Here is a 19,848-nt window from a genome sequence, read left to right as displayed (position 1 = left end):
GAAGTAATTATTGCAATAGGTTTTAAGTTTTTAATAATAGCAAATCTTACTAAAAGTAAAGCTATTATTATAGCTATAATAGCAATTATAATTTGTTGAAATAACAATCTATTTACTGCGTCAGTATATACGGATTCTTCTGTGATAGAGCAGATTATATATTTAGGGTTTAAACTTTGTGTACATGTTGCAACTTGAGTTTTACCTGCGTCATCTTTAGCATAAAATAAGGTTTCTTCTTTATTTGGATCAACTAAATCAGGATTAGCTTTTACAGCATTTGTTATATTAATACTTAAATCGTTTTTAGTAAGCATTCTTTCTTTGTCTTCATGGAAGGTTATAATACCTTCTCTATCATAAACTGCAACATAAGAACTATTAGAGTGTCCTAGTGATAAAACATCGGTTGAAAACCTTGAAAGATCGTAATCTCCTGCTGCAACACCTATAAATTTGCCATCTGAATAAATTGGCGCAGCATATGTTACAGTTACTTGACCGCTAGAAGCAGAGATATAAGGATCGGTAACGATTAATTTGCCAGCGGCTTTTGCTTCTTTATACCAAGGTCTATTTTTAGTATCATATCCACTTGTGATATCATTAATAACTTTATTAGATCTGTATGTTTTACCAGTGTCCTCAAATCCAATGTATACAAGTTCAAAATCTGATGACTGTTTTAAGGTGCCTAAAATATCTATAATTTCGTCTTGATGCATATTTGGTTTGGAAGAGATTGAGTGTCCAAGAGAATTTATTGCTGCCCTTTTTGAATTACCATAAAGTTCATATACCTTTGCAACATCTAGCATTGTTTTCATCTGTATTTCATACAGATAATCATTGATTGTTTTTTTAGATTCATAGTAATTTATAATATTAACTACGGTTAAAATTGCTATAATTAACAAACAGGTTATAAATGTTAATTTACTTGATAAGCTTTTAAAGCTAAACATAAATACCTCCATGCAATATTTTAAATTGATTAAATCAAATCCCGTTTTATATCATATTGATTATAAAAATATTATTAATTTTAATAAGTTTATTTGTTTATTGTAATTTTTAAATTATTTTAAATTATTTTTTATATATCTTTAAGCTTTAATAGATATAATTTCAATTTCAATGCGGGAATAGCTCAGGGGTAGAGCACAACCTTGCCAAGGTTGGGGTCGCGAGTTCGAATCTCGTTTCCCGCTCCATTATCACCCGCCCGGGTGGTGGAATTGGTAGACACAAGGGACTTAAAATCCCTCGGAATTTTTCTTCCGTGCCGGTTCAAGTCCGGCCTCGGGCACCACTTTTTGGTAACTCAAGGCGACATAGCCAAGCGGTAAGGCATGGGCCTGCAAAGCCTTGATCTCCGGTTCGAATCCGGATGTCGCCTCCAATGCGATGTTAATACTTGATATTTTTATTCTTTCGGGAGATGGCTGAGTGGTCGAAAGCGGCGGTCTTGAAAACCGTTGAGGGTCACACCTCCAGGGGTTCGAATCCCTTTCTCCCGGCCACTTTAACATAATTTTTCATATTTTTGTTTTCACATTTAAAAAGATATTTCTTAATTTCTTAAAGAAATTAAGAAAATTATTCTAAGTCTAAAACTCCGCCTTTGCTAGCATTGCTTACAAGCTTTTGATACATTTTAAGCCATCTTGAATTTATTTGTTTATGAGGCATTTTAAAGTTTGCTTTGCGTTTGGTGATTTCATCTTGGTTTAAATTTGCATTAATGCTGTAAGTATCTACATCAATTTCTATCTCATCGCCATCTTCTAAAAGCGCTATAAGCCCACCTTCTGCAGCCTCAGGAGAAATGTGACCTATACTAAGTCCTCTTGTGGCTCCGCTAAAACGACCATCTGTTATAAGTGCAACTTTAGCACCAAGCCCCATACCCGTGAGTAATGAAGTCGGACTAAGCATTTCTTGCATACCAGGTCCACCTTTTGGCCCTTCATAGCGTATCACACACACATCGCCTTCTTTAACTTTACCTTTTATAATGCCTTTAATGGCTTCTTCTTGAGAGTTAAAACAAACTGCTTTACCTTTGAATTTACGCTCGCCCATGATACCTGCGGTTTTTATCACACAGCCTTGCTTGGCTAAATTCCCAAAAAGTATAGCAAGCCCACCTACATTTGAATAGGCATTGTCTATTTTTCTTATAATGTTTTCATCTTTTATGTTGGCATTTTCAATGCGTTCTTTTAAAGTTTTTCCACTAATATCTAGAGTGTCAAGTTCTAAAATATGGCCTGGTTTTTTAGCTATTTCAGCCATTACCGCACTCACCCCACCTGCTTTGTGTATATCTTCCATATAAACAGTATTTAAAGATGGAGCAATTTTGGCTATATGAGCTACATTAGCACTGATGTGATTGAGTTCTTTTATATCTAAATTTACACCCGCTTCATAGGCAATAGCAAGCATATGTAAGATAGTATTTGAGCTTCCGCCCATAGCCATATCAACAACTAAAGCATTGTTAATGGACTTTTTAGTAATGATATTACGAATTTTAAAATGCTCATCTAGAGCAATCTCACAAATTCTACGCGCAGCCTTTCTTAAAAGCTCTTCTCTTTCTTTACTAAGTGCTAAAATAGTTCCATTTCCTTCTAGTGCTATACCCATAGCCTCGCATAAAGTATTCATAGAATTTGCAGTAAACATACCCGAGCATGATCCCCCGCTAGGACAAGCTTTGCATTCTATATCTTTTAAATCATCTTCATTGATTTTTTTAGCTTCATAGGCTCCCACTGCTTCAAAAACAGAACTTAGGCTGATTTTTTCTCCATGTTTATTTACTCCTGCTCTCATAGGCCCACCACTCACAAAAATAGTCGGCACATTAATTCTTAAAGCCCCCATGAGCATACCTGGAGTGATTTTATCACAATTTGGGATACAAATTAGTGCATCAAGTTGGTGTGCATTCATTACTGTTTCAATAGAGTTTGCGATGATTTCACGACTTGGCAAAGAATAAAGCATACCATCATGTCCCATAGCTATGCCATCATCTACGCCTATAGTATTAAATTCAAAAGGAATGCAACCATTTTTGCGAATTTCATCTTTAATGATTTTTGCATATTCATTTAAGAAAAAATGACCCGGGATGATATCTATATAGCTATTTGCCACACCTATAAAAGGCTTGTTAAAATCTTCATCATTTAAGCCACATGCTCTAAGTAAAGAGCGATTTGGTGCTTTTAAGTGTCCTTTTTTGATCGCGTCACTTCTCATTTGTATCCTTTTTTAAAGTAAAAACTATCATTTTATGCTTTTATTTTGCAATTTTTGCTTAAATTTTTTAAACTTAAATGGTATTTTAAAGAAAATTATTTAAAATGTGCAATTATTTTAATTTAAGGAATGTAATGCTTTTAACTAATCCGGTATTTATAGGCGTTGTATTAATGACGCTTTTGTGTTTTTTTAGGTTTAATGTTTTGCTTAGTGTTTTGCTTTCTGGGCTTTTTGTGGGTGTTTGGTCTAAATTTATGAATGTAGAGCATTTAACTTTGATGGAGTTTTTTACTCAACTTCCGCAAGCTATGATGGATTCTATGAAAGTTTTAATTGATGGTATGCAAGGAAATTTACAAACAGCACTAAGTTATATTTTACTTGGAGCAGTGGCTGCTGCTATATCAAAAACTAATCTAACAGCATATTTGATTAAAATAGTTTCGCATTATATTTCACATAAAAAATACTTACTTATACTTTCTTTGGCATTTATTGCTTGTTTTTCACAAAATTTAATCCCTATCCATGTGGCTTTTGTGCCTTTATTGATTCCACCTTTGTTGAGACTTTTTAATAAATTAAAAATAGACCGTAGAGCCATAGCTTGTGCATTAACCTTTGGACTTACAACTCCTTACATGGTAGTGCCTTTGGGATTTGGGCTTATTTTTCAAACTTTGCTTGTGGATAATTTAAATTCAAATGGAGTGCAAATTAGCTTAGGAGAAGTTTCTCAAACTATGGCTTTTGCGGCTATTTGTATGCTAGTTGGTTTGTTTTTGGCTGTGTTTGTATTTTATGCTAAACCAAGAGAATATCAAGAAGAGCAAATTGCCAAAATGGATTTTGAAAATTTAAAAATGAGTAAAAAAGAATGGGGTGTTTTAGCTGGCCTTGGATTGACTTTGATTTTGCAAATTTTAACGCACAATTTACCTTTATCAGGGCTTTTAGGTTTTGTATTGATGGTGATTTTGGGCGGAGTAGAATATAACAAAGTTAATCTGGTCTTTGATGATGGGCTTAAAATCATGGGTTATATAGCTTTTGTAATGCTTGTTGCTTCAGGGTATGGAGAGGTTTTAAAACAAAGTGGGGGTATAGCTGAGCTTGTAAAAACAAGCGTGCCTTTTATGGAGCAAAGTCACTTTTTAGCTATTTTTATCATGTTAGCTATAGGTCTTTTAATTACTATAGGCATAGGCAGTTCTTTTGGTACTATTCCTATCATTGCTGCTTTGTTTTGTCCTATATGTATAGAGCTTGGTTTTTCACCTGCTGCGATTATTTTTATCATCGGTGTTGCTGGAGCTTTAGGTGATGCAGGATCGCCTGCTAGTGAAACGACTTTGGGAGTGAGCGTAGGACTTAATGCAGATAAGCAAGGTGATCACATCAAAGATACTTGCGTACCAACCTTTTTATGTTTTAATGGCTCTTTGCTTATTTTAGGTAGTGTTATAGCATTTTGCTTGCTTTAATACATTAGCAAAATTCCACTTGAGAGTCTGCTTGAAGATTTATTATACTCAATAAGACTCTCACCATAACCATTAAAATACTGAGTGTAAATATACAAGCCATTGTTAGAAATTTTATAAGCTCCGCTTATTTCTACTGCACCGCGGTTATTAGCAAAATTTAAATTATTACGCCATAAGATATTGATAAAATAATCATCTTGGGTATAAGCAAGATTGATATCAAAGTTGCCCAAATATTTTTCTATATCAGGATTATCATCTTCTGAGCTTTTTTCAGGAATTCTTAGCCAAACTCTAGGTATAAACATAAAGTCTCCAAAAAACCACGCATTGCTTAGATAAATTCTATTCCAAGATCTTGAATCTGGATCATCTTGCCCGTTTGATTCGTGCAATAAACCAACGCGTATATTTTTTAAATTTTCAAAAGTCCCATGCCCACTTATAGGAAAATTGATGAAAAATTCAGGCAAGTAATTAGTTTCTCTAAAAGGCGATGAATGTTCATAAAGTTGCCACCACGAAATTTGTGTATAAGCTATGTTATAGCTTTCGTTTAAACCTAAAAGATTTTCAAAAAGAGTTTTTTTAAGACTAATTTGAAATTTAGTTTCAGTGCTTTTATAATCTCTTTTGCTAAAACTATAAGAAACAGGCATAAAATAACTAAGATTATGCGTGCTAATGCCAAAAGGATTGTATGATTTTTCTGTGCCAAGGTAATTTGCCAAAGCTTCACTTCTTGGGTTAAAATCATCTATTTTACGTTCTTTTGTTGTATTTTGCTCATTATTAAGAGAAAGTTCTAAATTTTTTGTTTTTGCTGTATCTTTTAAAGCTAAGCTTTTATAAATTTGCATAGCCTTTTTATACTTACCTTGCCTTTCATATTCTAAGGCTTGATTGATTAAATCCTCATTTGCTAAGGCACTAAAAGCACATAGTATGGGTAGAATTGTTTTTTTCATAAAGCCACTTTTTATATTCGTTAAAATAATTTAAATTTATAAATTCATTTTCATTTTCAAATTCTATAAATTCTGCTTTCATTGTATCACAAAAAAGGGCTAGTTTGTGGTTATTTTCTTGTAAAAATTGCAAAGTTTTTTCAAAAATTTTACTATGATAAAATCCACATAAATAATGCTTGTGTTTTTTTGTGCTTGCTAAGAGTATGTTTTGCGCTTTTAGATGATGAAAAAGCTTATAAATACTTTCTTTGCTTATGTTTGGAGTATCTACACTAAGGATAAATACATAGGTGTTTTGAAAATGTTTAAGTATGGAATTTAAGGCAATGAGTGGAGAATAGTTGTTTAAATCCTCATCTAAAATAAGTGCTAAGTTTTTTTGATGAAATTTATCTTTTTTGGTGCTAATAAAAACTTGGGTGAAAATTCTTGACATTTTTTCATATTGATAAAGAGTTAAGTTTTTATCATCTACTTGCAATAAGCTTTTATCTTCTCCCATACGTGAGGACTTTCCACCACATAAAATCACACAAGGATAAGGAATTTTTTCATTCATAAAAACCTCATAAATTCATCAAAATATTTTATAATACATTTATGAAATATACAGATTTAATACAAATAAAAGATTATTTTAAACAATTTCAAAGACTAAATTATCTCAAACGCCTTGATGATAATATCTTAGAGCTTAGCTTAGATCATCAAGCTTTTATACTAGACTTAACGCGTGGAAAAAGTGGAATTTACCAAGATAAACTTCAAGCAAAAGTCTATAACGCACCTTTTGATTTTATGTTAAAAAAATACTTTTCTAATGCAAAGATTTTGAATTTAGAAGTGTTAGAAAATAATAGAATTTTATCTTTTGAAGTTTTGTCAGAAAAATCTTACAAAGCTTATGGGGCTAAGATTTATTTTGAATTTACAGGAAAAAACACTAATGTAATCATCACAGACACTAATGATATTATCATAGAAGCTTTGCGTCATATAGATAAAAGCTACCGTATTGTAAAAATAGGCGAAAAACTTCAAGCTTTAAAAGCTTATGAAATCAAAGAAGAATTTATAAAGATTGATGATTTTAATGCGTATTTTAAAGAAAGTGCTAAAAAGTTACAACAAGAGCGCTTAAAAGATATAAAAGAAAATAAACTTTTAAATGTAGATAAAAAAATCTTTACCCTTAAAGAGAGTATAGAAAATTTAGAGCAAGAAAGTAATTTGTTAAAAAAAGCTCAAGAATTAAGCCAAAAAGCAGATGTTTTATTTGCTAATTTAAATTCTTTAAAAGATTATCAAAGAGAATTTATTTTGCAAGATTTTAGTGCAAATGAACTTGCTTTTAAACTCGAAGATACACCTAAAAACAGTGCGAATGAATTTTACAAAATGGCTAAAAAGCTAAAACAAAAGGCTAAAAATATCAACATAGAAAGAGAAATTTTAAGCGAAAAACTTGATTTTTTAATCAATTTAAAAGATTTAATCACTAAAAGCACTTCTTTGCGAGAATTAGAAGTTTTAATGCCTAAAAAAAGCAAAAAAACTAAAAAAGAAGAGTTAAACGCAGGAGTTAGTAGCTTTTATTTTGATGAGTTTAAAATCAGCGTAGGACGCAATGAAAAAGCTAATGAGTATTTATTAAAAATAGCTAAAAAAGATGATATTTGGTTGCATGTGAAAGATTATCCTAGTGCGCATGTGATCATTACTTCAAATAAATTAAAAATAAGTCAATTAGTGCTAGAATTTGCAGCAAAGCTTTGTGTGGAATTTTCCAAGCTAAGCTCTGGAGCTTATTTGGTCGATTATACGAGTAAGAATTTTGTTAAGGTTAGAGAAAAGGCTTTTGTAAATTATACAAATTATAAGACTATAAGCATTTTAAAGGAGTGAATATGCCTATAAGTCCCATAGGTGGCGTTAATTATGCTAACCAAAATACACCGGTACATTCAGCACAAGTAAGCAATGAGCTAGCAAAAGATTCTTTTGCGACTTTAGTGAATATGAGTGAGTTTCAAGCAAAAGAAAAAACAGTTGAAAAACTTGAAAAAGTCAATCAAACTCACGAAGTAAGCGATGAGGTAAAAGAAAGACAAGAGGAAGAAAAAAAGCATTCTAAACATCATCAAGAACAAGAGCAAGAAGATGAAGATGAACAAGAAGAGCAAGAAGTAGTTAAAAAAAGCTCTCATTTGCTTGATTTAAGTATATAGAAAGGATAAAAATGTTTTCAAAGACAAGAATTCTTAGTGCTATTGTGATGATAGCTGTGATAGCTGTTGTTGCTTTAGTGGATAATTTTTTGATTAATTTTGCTATTTTTGGTGTTTTATTGTTTTTGGCATTTAATGAAGCAAAAGCTATGTTTAAAAGCAAACACGCAAGTGCTTTTGTGGCTTTGTGTATTTTTGCAATAGGAGCATTTTTAGATAAACCTTTCTTTATAGGTCTTATGGCTTTGATTTTGATTTTGGGATATTTAGTTTATAAAAAAAGTGAAAATTTAAATGAGCTTATGCCTTATATATATCCTACTTTACCTATTTTAATGCTTTATCAAGTATTAAGCTATGAGGGTATGTTTGTATTGTTTTGGCTTATAGTGATTGTTGTTGCTTGTGATAGTGGGGCGTATTTTATAGGAAAACTCATTGGCGAGAGAGCTTTTTCTCCAACAAGTCCAAATAAAACTCTAGAAGGTGTAGTAGGTGGCATAGTTTGTGCAGGGATTTTAGGAACTATCATAGGCTCTTTTGAATTTAGCTTAGTAAAAAGTATTTATATATCTTTAATCGTAGCTATTTTTGCTGTGATAGGGGATTTGCTTGAGAGCTATTTTAAAAGACAAGCAGGCATTAAAGATAGCGGTAATTTAATCCCAGGGCATGGGGGAGTTTTAGATAGAATTGATGCTGTTATCATTGCAGCATTTGCAATGGCAACTTTAGTATGATTGTACTTGGAAGCACGGGAAGTATAGGGGTTAATACTCTTTTTATTGCTAAAGAAAAAAACATAAGCATAGAAGCTTTATCTTGTGGTAAAAATATCAAGCTTTTAAATGAGCAAATAGCTCTTTTTAAACCTAAATTTGTATGTATCCAAGATGAAAAAGATAAAACCTTGGTTGATCATGATAAGATTTTTTGTGGCCAAGAGGGCTTAAAAGCGATGATAGCTGAGTGTAAAAGCTCTTTGGTGATAAATGCTATAGTAGGTTTTGCAGGGTTAAACTCAAGTCTTATGGCACAAAAACTTGGTAAAACTTTAGCCCTAGCAAATAAAGAAAGCCTAGTAGTAGCAGGGAAATTTTTTGACACTTCTAAGGTTAAAGCTATAGATAGCGAACACGCAGCGCTAAAGTGTTTGATAGATAAAAGAAAAAACATTAAAAAACTTTTCATCACAGCAAGTGGCGGGGCCTTTTATAATTATAAAATCAAAGATTTAAAAAATGTTAGCGTAAAAGAAGCCCTTAAGCACCCCAACTGGAGCATGGGGGCTAAGATCACCATAGATAGTGCTAGTATGTGCAATAAGCTTTTTGAAATCATCGAAGCTTATCGTCTTTATGGCATTAAGCAAATAGATGCTTTGATAGAAAGAAAATCTTTAGTGCATGCTTTATGTGAATTTAAAGATGGTGGTATAAGTGCGTATTTTTCTCATGCAAATATGCGTTTGTCTATAGCTCAAGCGATTTTAGATGAGCATGATCAAAGCTTTATAGAAAATTTAGATTTATTAGCTATGCCAAGTTTAAAATTTGAAAAAATTAGTTTAAAAAAATATCCTATATTTTCACTCAAAGATGAGCTTTTGAAAGAGCCTGATTTGGGTGTGATTATAAATAGTGCAAATGAGTATATGGTGTATCAATTTTTAGCCCAAAAAGCACAGTTTTTAGACATAGCTAAAGGAATTTTCAAAGCATTAGATCATTTTGGTGTGCCAAAGATTAACCAAATTGAAGATGTTTTTGAGTACGATAAACAAGTAAGGCTTTATTTAGATAAGGATATGAAGTGAGATATTTTTTAAGTGTTTTGATTTTTATAAATGCGGTTTTTGCTTTAGAATTTAGTGTGAAAGAAAATGGAAAAAGTTTGGACGATAACAACACAGTTTTAATACTTGGAGGCATACAAGGAGATGAGCCAGGTGGGTTTCATGCAGCTAGTTTGCTTTTGAGTGATTATAATATCACTAAAGGTAAAATCATCGTTGCGCCAAATTTGGCTTTTGAAAGTATTATTGCTAGAAATAGGGGAAATTTTGGAGATTTAAATAGAAAATTTGCCCATATAGATGAAAGCGATCCTGATTTTCACACCATAGAGCGTATAAAAAAGCTTATTTTGGATCCTGAAGTTAATATGGTCATAAATTTACACGATGGAAGTGGTTTTTATAGACCTCAATATGAAAGCAAAGATAAAAATCCAAACCGCTGGGGTAATACTAGCATTATTGATCAAAGCGAGGTAAATTCTACAAAATATGCAGACTTAGAAAGCATAGCTAAAGAAGCGGTGGAAAATATCAACAAAGCTTTGGTAAAAGAAGAACATCAATATCATTTAAAAAACACCAAAACCCAAGAAAGTAATGATAAAGATATGTTAAAGGCTTTAACTTATTTTGTAGTGTCAAATCACAAAGCAGCCTTTGCTAACGAAGCGAGCAAAAATTTACCAACACACTTAAGAGTATATTATCATCTTTTGGCGGTGGAGTATTATCTAAAAAAGGCAAATATAGAATTTCAAAGAACTTTTGATTTAACTCCAAATGGGGTTTATAGAGCTATTGAAAAGCCTTTAGAAGTAAGACTTTTTAATGATAAAATTTTACTTTATCTTGACAAACCTACTAATGCTATAAATTTCTTGCCTTTCCCTGTTAATCAAGCTTTAAATTATGAAGCAAGCAATGAAATTACAGCAGTGATTTCAAATGCTAATTCATACTCGGTCAATTACGGCAATCGCTTGCAAACTAGACTATACCCTGAATACTTTGAATTTTCAAACGCCTTAGATAGTGTTGAAATGATAGTAGATGGTAAAAACATACAAACAAATTTTGCTCAAAAAATCATGGTAAAAAATAGCTTTAAAATTCCTTCCATTGTGGGTGTAAGGGTTAATGTCATAGGTTTTGATAGGGGTAATGATGAAAGCGGTATAGAAATTAGCAAAAATCAAATGCAAAGTCGTTATTCTTTAGATAAAAAAAGAAAAATTTATAGAGTGGAATTTTATGAATTAAAAAATGCTAATTTAGCCGATCAAGCCTTAGAAAAAAAGACAAATTTTAAAGAAATCAAAAAAGCAAACATACCTGCAAAAGCCATAGAAAAAGCAGAGCAAAAAGACAAATTTATCGGTATGGTTTTAGTGGAATTTCAATGAAAAGCTTAATCCTTGCCATAGAAAGCTCGTGTGATGATAGTTCTATTGCTATCATAGATAAAAACAGCTTTGAATGCATTTTTCATACAAAAATTTCTCAAGAAAATGCCCATAGTGTTTATGGTGGAGTAGTGCCTGAGCTTGCTGCTAGATTACACAGTGAAGCCTTACCTAAAATCTTAGAAAAATGCCAAAAATACTTTGATAAGCTTTGTGCCATAGCAGTTACAAATGAACCTGGTCTTAGTGTGAGTTTAATAGGCGGGGTTGCTATGGCTAAAATGCTTGCCATTAGTTTAAATTTACCACTCATAGCGATTAACCACTTAAAAGGACATATTTATTCTATGTTTTTAGATAAAAAAGCTAGTTTTGATATGGGTGTATTGCTTGTAAGTGGTGGGCATACTATGGTGCTTTTTATTAATGAGCAAGGTAAAATCACAGAACTAGCAAGAACAACTGATGATAGCTTTGGAGAAAGTTTTGATAAAGTAGCAAAAATGATGGGGCTTGGCTATCCTGGTGGAGCTATCATAGAAAATTTAGCTAAAAATGTAAAAGAAAGTGATTTGGAATTTAGTATACCTTTGCTTCATTCTAAAAATTTAGCTTATAGTTTTTCAGGGCTTAAAAACCAAGTGCGTTTGGAAATTTTAAAAGAAGAGCTAAGCTTAGAGCGTAAAAGCAAAATCGCCTTTGCATTTCAAAAAGCAGCTATAGCTCATATTTTAAACAAGTTAGAAAAAATTTTTAAAGAGTATAAATTTAAACGCTTTGGCATAGTGGGTGGAGCTAGTGCAAATTTAAGCCTAAGAAGTCAAATAGAACATTTATGCCAAAGCTATCAATGTGAGCTTTTGCTAGCTCCGCTTGAGTATTGCTCAGACAATGCTTTGATGATAGCAAGGGCAGCTTGTGAAGCTTATGAGCGTAAAGAATTTGTAAGCGTTGAAGATGATCTTATAAGCCCTAAAGTGAAAAATTTACAAGGTGTATTATGAAAAAGGCTTTTACTATTATAGAGCTTGTGTTTGTGGTGATTATACTTGGGGTTTTAGCAGCAGTTGCTTTGCCAAAATTTAGTACAAGTAAAGATGAAGCAAGCACAGCTCAAGCTTTGGGAAATTTAAAAACTTTTATCAATGATGTAAGTTCTTATGTGTTAAAAAATGAAAGTCTTTCAAGCATAGCTTTGATGAGTAATGTAGCAAATATAAAAAATGAAGATTTATCAACTTTGCAAAATTCCACCAAAGAGCTTGATTTTAGCGTGGGAAATGATGAGCAGTGTTTTAAAGTGCTTTTTGTAGATAAAGAAAGCATTTTGCTTTTAGCACTTATGGTAGATAATGCTCAAAAAAGCAAAGTCCAAAATATAGCAGATTTAAAAAATCAAGCTTTGAAAGATCCTAAAAATCAAAGCATAAAAACCCAGTTACATGAAGCTTTAAATGCTTTTAGTCAAAGCAAATTTCCAAGCACTTCAAAATCCAAAGCTTGTCAAAGTTTAATCCACTCTAAAGCTTTTAAAGACTTGGCTACTAGGGTGTATTTTTTAAGTGGTAGTTAAAGTTGCAATTTATATTGATACTTTTTAAAGAAAATAAACTTAAAATCATTCTTTTTTTGCTTTTTAGTATTTTTACGAGTATATTAGGTGTATTGACTTTAGTTTTTATCAATGAGTTTTTATTAAAAACTAGTCTTGAAAACTCAAATATGATTGTGTATTTTGTGCTTTTATTGCTTGTGTTTTTTGCGAGTTCTTCTTTTGTGGAAATTGCTCTAAGCTCGTTTGGGCAAAGCTTTATTTTTAAAATGCAAAGAAGGGTTGTAAAGCAAATTTTAGATACAAGTGTTTTGAGTATTTTAAACACTACTAAGGCAAAGATTTTAGCTTCTTTAAATAATGATGTGCGTAGTATTTCTTTTGGGCTTTTAAGACTTCCTGAATTTATACAATCAAGTGTTTTGATTATTTGTGTAAGTGCTTATATAGCTTATCTTTCTTTGGAAATTTTCTTTTTGTGTTTAGCGTGGATAGTGTGTGTTTTTTTGGTGGATAATTTTTTGATGAGCAAGGTGTATTTTTATTTTAAAAATGCTAGGGAAAATGATGATGCTTTGCAAAAAAACTATCAAAATATTTTACAAGGACATAAAGAATTAACCTTAAATCCTTTAAGGGCGAAGTATTATTATGAAAATGAGTTTGAAAAAAATGCTCTAAAAAAGAAAAAAAGCTCTACTATGGGAAATATCTTGCATATTTTATCTAACAACTGGAGCAATAGTGCTATGCTAGCCTTAGTAGGAGTGGAGTTTTATATAGCTTTAAGCTATGAGCTTGCTAGTTTGCAAAGTGCTACGACTATTGCTTTAAGTGTGCTTTTTTTAAGAGCGCCACTTGGAGCTATGATAGGGAGTTTTCCTACGCTTATGATGGCAAAAATCGCTTTAGATAAAATTTCAAATTTAAATTTAGAAAATTATTCTCATGAGTTTAAACTCAGTCAAAATAAAAAAACTTGGCAAAAACTTTGTTTTGAAGATGTATCTTTTGCATACAATGAAAAATTTGCTCTAAAACCTGTAAATTTTGAGCTTAAAAAAGGCGAATGTGTATTTTTAATAGGTAAAAACGGTAGCGGTAAATCTACTTTTTCTATGATTTTAGCAGGGCTTTTTACAGACTTCAAAGGAAGTATTTTTTTAGATGATGAAAAAATAACTTCAGAAAATATTTATGAGTATAGAAGTTTAATTAGTGCTATTTTTGGTGATTTTCATTTGTTTGAGCATGTTTTAGAAGATGAGAAATTTAGCAAAGAGGATTTAGCATATTGGCTTGAAATTTTAGAGCTAAATGAAAAAGTAGAGCTTGTAGAAAATACTTTTAGCACTATAAAACTTTCAGCTGGACAAAAAAAGCGTCTAGCTATGCTTAATGCTTTGCTTGAAAAAAGAGATATTTTGATCTTAGATGAGTGGGCCGCTGATCAAGATCCTATGTTTAGAAAATTTTTTTATACTAAACTTTTGCCACTTTTAAAGCAAAAAGGCATTACTATATTTGCTATAACTCATGATGATGTGTATTTTGATATGGCTGATAGAATTTTACTCGCACAAAATGGTCAAATTTGTGAATTAAAAGGCGATATAAAAGAACTAGCAAAAAATGCGGTAGAAAAATTTTAAAGGAAAAAAATGAAAAAATTACTCATTTTGTGTGTGTTTTTAGGAGTAAGTTTAATGGCAAAATCTTTTGAGCTTGTAAAAGAGCCTGTGTTAACTACACAAATTGTTGAAGGGATTTTGGATCTTGCAAAGAAAGAAGCAAGAAAAAATGGCTTTTATGTAAGCATTACCATAGTAGATAAATCCGGTCAAATTTTAGCGGTTTTAAGAGATGATAAAGCGGGTGTACATACGCTTAATGCTAGTTATAAAAAAGCTTACACAGCCACTTCACAAAAAAGGGAAACAGCGATTATTTTTAAAGGTGTAAAAGAGGGTAAAATACCTGAGGATATTCGTTATTTAGATGATAAGTTTTCCATTATGCCTGGTGGGGTGCCGATTTTTATAGATGGAGTTGTTGTTGGTGGCATAGGTGTGGGTGGAGCACACTTAGATGAGGATGTAAAAATAGCTAAAGCAGGAATAGCATTTTTAAAATAGGCTTTGAAAATCAAAGCCTAATGTCACTTAGCTTTTGCATAAATTTCTTTTTCAATGTCTATATAAAATTGTGCGATAGCTTTGTAAGCTTCTTCCCAAGCTTTTAGTGTAGTTTCATCTGCATTTAACACTACTTTAATAGCCTTTAAAAGACAAGCACCGACTATAGGATAATGTTCTTCTTTAACATTTAATTTTGTATGAGTGATAGCTACTTTATCAACAAAGCTTCTCATATTTTCTAAATTTTCTACATTTTTTGCCGCCATTAAAATAGCCATTGCTAAAGCTTTTGGTTGCTCGCCTGAAGCTTGTTTTTCCATATTAAACATAGGTTTTACTTCAGGGTACTCTTCAAACATGATTTTATAAAATTCTTTAGTTAAAACTTCGCCATTTTTTTGTAAAATCGGCACGCAATCTTTGATGATTTGAATTTGTTCTTGTGTCATTTTTTCTCCTTTGCATATTGTATTTTTGATGATTATATAAAAATGAGAGAAAAAATATCTTGATTTATGTTAATTTTGTATCATTTTATTTTAAAATGATTATGTGTATCAATTTAAGTAAATATAAAGTGAATTATTAATATAATAATCCTTATCAATTTCAAAATTTAAAATTAAGGAAATTTATAAAATGAAAGCAAAAGTAGTTTTACTATCTTTACTAGCTGCTATGAGTTTAAGCGCTCAAGAGCTTACGATTTATTCTCATCGTCATTATGATAGCGATAAAGGAATTTTCAAATTATTTCAAGAAAAAACAGGCATTAGTGTAAATGTGGTGCAAGCTAAGGCTAATGAACTTGCTAAAAGATTAGAGGTTGAAGGTAAAAATTCAAAAGCAGATTTATTTATGACTGCTGATGCGGGAAATTTAGAGCAAGTTCGTACAAATAATCTTTTCGTATCAGTTAGCTCACCTGAGTTAGAAAAACTTTCTCCAAAAGAATTAAGAGGTAAAAACAACGAATGGTATGCTTTTACAACAAGAGCAAGAATCATCATCGCTTCTAAAGATAGAATTAAAGATGGAGAGATTAAAACTTATGAAGATTTAACTGATCCTAAATTTAAAGGTAAAGTTTTAGTAAGAAGTTCAAATAATGTTTATAATATTTCTTTATTAAGTGCAATGATTGATACCTTGGGCAAAGAAAAAGCAAAAGAATGGGCACAAGGCATAGCAAATAATCTTGCACGCACTCCAAAGGGTGGGGATCGTGATCAAATTCGTGCAATCTATGCAAAAGAAGGCGATGTAGCTATATCAAATAGTTATTATCTAGGACATTTAGCAAATTCAAAAAATTCTAAAGATGTTGAAGCTGCAAATTCAGTAAAAGTGATTTTTCCAAACCAAGATGATAGAGGAACACATATCAATGTAAGCGGTATAGGTGTTTTAAAAACTTCTAAAAATAAAGAAGCTGCGGTTAAATTTATCGAGTTTATGCTTTCAAAAGAAGCACAAGAAATTTTAACAAACCAAAACTATGAGTATCCGGTAAATAAAGAAGTAAAACCTGCTAAAATTTTACAATCATGGGGTGAGTTTAAAATCGAAAAACCAAATTTTGAAGCTTACTGGGGTAATGCTAAAGAAGCTTTAATGATTTTTGATGAAGTTCAATGGAAATAATTTTAAGGAAAAATAAAATTTGAAATTTTTAAGTCTAAGGTGGTCTTTTGCCACCTTTTTTTTCTGTGGTTTAATTATACTGCCTATACTTGCTATTATCTTACACCTTCCTTTTATAGATATTAACACCTTAAAACATTTGAGTAAAAATGTCTTGCCGCGTTATATTTTTGGTAGTGCTTTTATATTGTTTGGGACTTTAGTATTGTGTTTGATTATAGGATTAATTAGTGCTTATTTGATAGCTTTTTATAAATTTTTTGGCTCGAAATTTTTTGAATGGTTTTTGATTTTACCTTTGGCAATACCTTCTTATGTGATGGGTTTTGTTTGGATTGATTTATTTGAATTTCAAGGTTTAATTCCCACGCTTTTAGGTGTTGATAGGCGTATAGATATCATGAATGCATATGGTGTGATTGTGATTTTATCTTTTGCGCTTTATCCTTATGTGTATTTTTTTGCTAAAAATACTTTTGCTTATGGGCTTGGTAATATCATTTTAAGTGCTAAAACGCTTAAGGCTTCTAATTTAAAAACATTTTTTAAAGTGATTTTGCCATTTTGCCGTGTGGGTATAGTAGGTGCTTTGCTGTTGGTGGCTATGGAGGTTTTGAGTGATTATGGCTTGGTGGCGTATTTTGGTGTAGATACTTTTAGTGCAGGAATTTTTAGAACATGGGGAAGCGGTGGTGATGAAGTCAGTGCTGTGGCTTTGAGCGTAGCCTTGCTTGTGTTTATCGCACTTTTAATGCTTTTAGAAAAAATTCAAAGAGGTAAAAAAGGTTTTAATCAAAATGTATTTTTACCTACTCCAAAAGATGAGTTAAAAGGCTTTAAGGCATTTTTAGCCTTTTTATGGTGCTTTTTAGTGGCATTTTTAGCCTTTGTTGTGCCTATTATATGGCTTGTTTATTGGGCTGGGTTTGATTTTATGCAAAATTTAAGCAATGTATTAACACCTGCATTTTATAGCCTTAGCGTGGCTTTGGTGAGTTCTTTTGCTATTGTAGGGGTGGCGTTTTATTTATGTTTTGTAGTGCGTTTAAATGATACAAAAGCTTCTAAAATCATCCTTTGGCTTACGACTTTGGGGTATTCTTTACCTGGAGCTGTGGTAGCTGTGGGAATTTTAGTGATTTTGGGTGTGTTAAATTATATTTTTGATCTTTTATCTTTTGAATATGCCATAGGTGGTGGATTTTTGGTGTTGTTTTTTGGATACTTTGTGAGATTTTTAGCTTCAGGGGTTTTTGCAACTCAATCAGGCTATGAGCGAATTTCTAAAAACATAGACTATGCAAATTTAACCTTAAAATCAAAACCATTTAAAATTTTCACTCAAATTCATTTTCCTTTGATGAAGCATTATTTAGCTTTAGCTGTAGTGATTATTTGTGTGGATATTTTAAAAGAATTGCCTATTTCGACTATACTTTCACCTTCAGGTTTTCAAACGCTTTCATCGCTTGTATTTGCTTATAGTGAAAATGAGTTAATTTACAATGTTTCTTTGCCATCTTTAATTATAGTGTTATTTGGGATTATCCCTACATTTTTAATGCATTATTTGCAAAATAAAAACAACCAAAAAGGACAATAATGGAAATCTTAAAAATTGACAATCTTTACAAATCTTTTGGAAAAACAGAGGTTTTAAAAGGAATTTCTTTGAGCTTAAAAGAAGGTGAGATTGTCAGTATTTTGGGAGAAAGTGGCTGTGGTAAGAGTTCTTTGCTTGGTTGTATAGCAGGTTTTTTTGAAATAAATGATGGTAGTATTTATATAGGGGATAAATTAGTTGCTTCTAAGAATGTGTATTTAGCCCCTCAAGAGCGTGATGTGGGGGTTTTGTTTCAAGATTATGCTTTGTTTCCGCACTTAAATGTAGAAGAAAATATATGCTTTGGTATAAGCTCTTTAAGTAAAAACGAGCAAAAACAAAGACTTGATGAAGTTTTAGAAATTTTAAATTTAAATACGCTTTTAAAGCGCTATCCAAATGAGCTAAGCGGTGGGCAAGCACAAAGAGTAGCACTAGCAAGAACCATAGTCGCAAGGCCAAAAATCATACTTTTTGATGAACCTTTTTCAAATTTAAATCACACTTTAAGCGTTAAAATGCGCAAAGAAATCAAAAATATCTTGAAAGAACATAAGCTTAGTGCTATTTTTGTCACACATGATAAAGACGATGCTTTTTATTTATCAGATAATATCGCTTTGATTAAGGATGGGAAAATTTTAGACTATGGAAGCGCTAAAGAGCTTTTTTATAAGCCTAAAAATATAGATAGTGCTTGCTTTTTGGGCGAGGCATTTTTTATAGATCCAAATACAATTTTGGATGAGAAATTCAAAGCATATTTGCAAAGTAAAAATGGCATTTTGCGCCCTAATGATATACAAATTTCAACTTCACAAACCCCTTTAAAAGCTAGCGTTTTAGAATGCGTATTTTATGGGGATTTTTATGAGATAAGTGTGAGTTTGGAAGGACATATTTTTAGCATTTATCATCATAAAGAACTTGGTAAAAATGATGAAATTTATCTTAAGTTAAACGAAACAAAAGAGTTTTAAGTCATAAATTTAATAAAGTTTATATTAAATATCTTATAAAATATAAACTTTAAAGGTTTAAAATGATACTTACAAATAAACTTGGTATAAAAAATCAACTAGAATTGGCCAAAGAAGAAGAAAGAATAAGCAAACTAAAGGCAAAAGCTTTATTTGAAAGTGGTTTTTTAGATACATTAAAAGCAGGAAGTTTTGAAAGCTTAAGGGTAATTCATCAAAAATTATTTGAAGATATTTATGATTTTGCAGGAAAAATAAGAGAGGTAAATATTTCAAAAGGAAATTTTAGATTTGCTCCTGCTGTTTATTTACATGAGGCAATTAAAAAAATAGAACTTATGGAACAATCTTGCTTTGAACAAATTGTAGAAAAATATGTAGAAATGAATGTAGCTCATCCTTTTAGAGAAGGAAATGGCAGAAGCATGAGAATTTGGCTTGATTTAATACTTAAAAAAGAGTTGAAAAAAGTGATTGATTGGAGTTTGATTGATAAAGATGATTATATAATGGCTATGCAAAGAAGTCCTATTAAAGATATAGAGATAAAAATTTTACTTCAAAATGCTTTGAGTGATGATATTTATAGTTTTAATATTTTTGCAAGAGGGATTGATGCAAGCTATTATTATGAAGGATATACACTCTATAAAACAAAAGAGCTTTTTTGATGATTTAAAGCTAGTTTTATAATTTTTATTGACATAAGCTTGTTAATCTCAAATTCTTCTTATTGCATTACTTAACAATAAAACATTAAATCAT

General features: G+C 31.3%; 19 protein-coding genes and 4 tRNA genes. 18 read left to right on the top strand and 5 right to left on the bottom strand.

The features are described 5' to 3' along the window. A partial coding sequence (locus tag L8W55_RS04545) for a cache domain-containing protein (RefSeq protein ID WP_263677530.1) occupies positions 1–965 on the bottom strand: 965 nt, incomplete at its 3' end. 174 nt (positions 966–1,139) lie between these two features. Between L8W55_RS04545 and L8W55_RS04540 the strand changes: the two genes are divergently transcribed. From L8W55_RS04540 to L8W55_RS04525, 4 genes are all read left to right on the top strand, one after another. Further along, positions 1,140–1,214: transfer RNA gene (locus tag L8W55_RS04540), tRNA-Gly, on the top strand. A gap of 9 nt (positions 1,215–1,223) precedes the next feature. Next, a tRNA-Leu gene (locus L8W55_RS04535) sits at positions 1,224–1,312 on the top strand. A 16-nt stretch (positions 1,313–1,328) separates the two neighbouring features. After that, positions 1,329–1,402: transfer RNA gene (locus L8W55_RS04530), tRNA-Cys, on the top strand. 33 nt (positions 1,403–1,435) lie between these two features. Next, a tRNA-Ser gene (locus L8W55_RS04525) sits at positions 1,436–1,523 on the top strand. Positions 1,524–1,599: 76 nt separating this feature from the next. On the opposite strand, the gene ilvD is transcribed toward L8W55_RS04525, so the two are convergent. Further along, positions 1,600–3,276 carry a dihydroxy-acid dehydratase gene (gene ilvD / locus L8W55_RS04520; protein ID WP_263677529.1) on the bottom strand — a complete coding sequence of 559 codons (1,677 nt, stop codon included), beginning with the start codon at positions 3,274–3,276 and terminating at the stop codon, positions 1,600–1,602. A 134-nt stretch (positions 3,277–3,410) separates the two neighbouring features. Here ilvD and L8W55_RS04515 point away from each other — a divergent pair, with 134 nt between their 5' ends. Then, entirely contained in the window at positions 3,411–4,763 is a 1,353-nt protein-coding gene (locus L8W55_RS04515) for a Na+/H+ antiporter NhaC family protein (RefSeq protein ID WP_412175269.1), read from the top strand. Here L8W55_RS04515 and L8W55_RS04510 read toward each other — a convergent pair. Both L8W55_RS04510 and L8W55_RS04505 read right to left on the bottom strand, forming a co-directional pair. After that, complete coding sequence (locus tag L8W55_RS04510; protein ID WP_263677527.1) at positions 4,760–5,734, bottom strand: phospholipase A; 975 nt, start codon at positions 5,732–5,734, stop codon at positions 4,760–4,762. The two genes, L8W55_RS04515 and L8W55_RS04510, sit on opposite strands and share 4 nt — an antisense overlap. Next, positions 5,697–6,296, bottom strand: a complete 600-nt coding sequence (locus L8W55_RS04505; protein WP_263677526.1) for a molybdenum cofactor guanylyltransferase — start codon at positions 6,294–6,296, stop codon at positions 5,697–5,699. The genes L8W55_RS04510 and L8W55_RS04505 overlap by 38 nt, the downstream gene beginning before the upstream one ends. Positions 6,297–6,337: 41 nt before the next feature. Between L8W55_RS04505 and L8W55_RS04500 the strand changes: the two genes are divergently transcribed. The 9 genes from L8W55_RS04500 to L8W55_RS04460 are packed head-to-tail and all read left to right on the top strand — an operon-like array spanning position 6,338 to position 14,853. Then, entirely contained in the window at positions 6,338–7,642 is a 1,305-nt protein-coding gene (locus L8W55_RS04500) for an NFACT RNA binding domain-containing protein (RefSeq protein ID WP_263677525.1), read from the top strand. Positions 7,643–7,644: 2 nt separating this feature from the next. Further along, positions 7,645–7,965 (top strand): hypothetical protein, encoded by a 321-nt coding sequence (locus tag L8W55_RS04495; RefSeq protein ID WP_263677523.1) that lies wholly within the window; start codon positions 7,645–7,647, stop codon positions 7,963–7,965. Positions 7,966–7,976: 11 nt separating this feature from the next. Further along, positions 7,977–8,705 carry a phosphatidate cytidylyltransferase gene (locus L8W55_RS04490; protein WP_087700494.1) on the top strand — a complete coding sequence of 243 codons (729 nt, stop codon included), beginning with the start codon at positions 7,977–7,979 and terminating at the stop codon, positions 8,703–8,705. Continuing rightward, positions 8,702–9,781 (top strand): 1-deoxy-D-xylulose-5-phosphate reductoisomerase, encoded by a 1,080-nt coding sequence (gene dxr / locus L8W55_RS04485; protein WP_263677522.1) that lies wholly within the window; start codon positions 8,702–8,704, stop codon positions 9,779–9,781. The genes L8W55_RS04490 and dxr overlap by 4 nt, the downstream gene beginning before the upstream one ends. Continuing rightward, on the top strand, positions 9,778–11,166 hold the full coding sequence (locus L8W55_RS04480; protein WP_263677521.1) for a M99 family carboxypeptidase catalytic domain-containing protein: 1,389 nt from the start codon (positions 9,778–9,780) through the stop codon (positions 11,164–11,166). Before dxr ends, L8W55_RS04480 begins: the two co-directional genes overlap by 4 nt. Next, positions 11,163–12,170 (top strand): tRNA (adenosine(37)-N6)-threonylcarbamoyltransferase complex transferase subunit TsaD, encoded by a 1,008-nt coding sequence (gene tsaD / locus L8W55_RS04475; RefSeq protein ID WP_263677520.1) that lies wholly within the window; start codon positions 11,163–11,165, stop codon positions 12,168–12,170. The genes L8W55_RS04480 and tsaD overlap by 4 nt, the downstream gene beginning before the upstream one ends. After that, complete coding sequence (locus L8W55_RS04470; protein WP_318529901.1) at positions 12,167–12,739, top strand: type II secretion system protein; 573 nt, start codon at positions 12,167–12,169, stop codon at positions 12,737–12,739. The genes tsaD and L8W55_RS04470 overlap by 4 nt, the downstream gene beginning before the upstream one ends. Positions 12,740–12,741: 2 nt before the next feature. Beyond that, on the top strand, positions 12,742–14,370 hold the full coding sequence (locus L8W55_RS04465; protein ID WP_263677519.1) for a multidrug ABC transporter permease/ATP-binding protein: 1,629 nt from the start codon (positions 12,742–12,744) through the stop codon (positions 14,368–14,370). Between the two features lie 9 nt (positions 14,371–14,379). After that, a complete protein-coding gene (locus tag L8W55_RS04460) occupies positions 14,380–14,853 on the top strand; it encodes a GlcG/HbpS family heme-binding protein (protein ID WP_263677518.1) in 474 nt (157 codons plus the stop codon). A 23-nt stretch (positions 14,854–14,876) separates the two neighbouring features. On the opposite strand, the gene cgb is transcribed toward L8W55_RS04460, so the two are convergent. Next, complete coding sequence (cgb, locus tag L8W55_RS04455; protein ID WP_263677516.1) at positions 14,877–15,305, bottom strand: single-domain globin Cgb; 429 nt, start codon at positions 15,303–15,305, stop codon at positions 14,877–14,879. Positions 15,306–15,495: 190 nt separating this feature from the next. On the opposite strand from cgb, the gene L8W55_RS04450 reads away from it, so the two are divergent. The 4 genes from L8W55_RS04450 (at position 15,496) to fic (ending at position 19,754) form a co-directional block, all read left to right on the top strand. Beyond that, positions 15,496–16,500 carry an extracellular solute-binding protein gene (locus L8W55_RS04450; RefSeq protein ID WP_263677515.1) on the top strand — a complete coding sequence of 335 codons (1,005 nt, stop codon included), beginning with the start codon at positions 15,496–15,498 and terminating at the stop codon, positions 16,498–16,500. Positions 16,501–16,519: 19 nt separating this feature from the next. After that, a complete protein-coding gene (locus L8W55_RS04445) occupies positions 16,520–18,103 on the top strand; it encodes an ABC transporter permease (protein ID WP_263677513.1) in 1,584 nt (527 codons plus the stop codon). Further along, positions 18,103–19,083, top strand: a complete 981-nt coding sequence (locus L8W55_RS04440; RefSeq protein WP_263677512.1) for an ABC transporter ATP-binding protein — start codon at positions 18,103–18,105, stop codon at positions 19,081–19,083. Before L8W55_RS04445 ends, L8W55_RS04440 begins: the two co-directional genes overlap by 1 nt. 62 nt (positions 19,084–19,145) lie before the next feature. Beyond that, complete coding sequence (gene fic / locus L8W55_RS04435; protein ID WP_263677511.1) at positions 19,146–19,754, top strand: protein adenylyltransferase Fic; 609 nt, start codon at positions 19,146–19,148, stop codon at positions 19,752–19,754. Positions 19,755–19,848 lie beyond the last annotated feature (94 nt).

It is taken from the genome of Campylobacter sp. FU_520 (genome assembly GCF_025772385.1).
Lineage (GTDB): Bacteria > Campylobacterota > Campylobacteria > Campylobacterales > Campylobacteraceae > Campylobacter_D > Campylobacter_D lari_C.
Note: the sequence above shows the minus strand (reverse complement) of the source record. Positions and strands in the feature narration are given on the sequence as shown.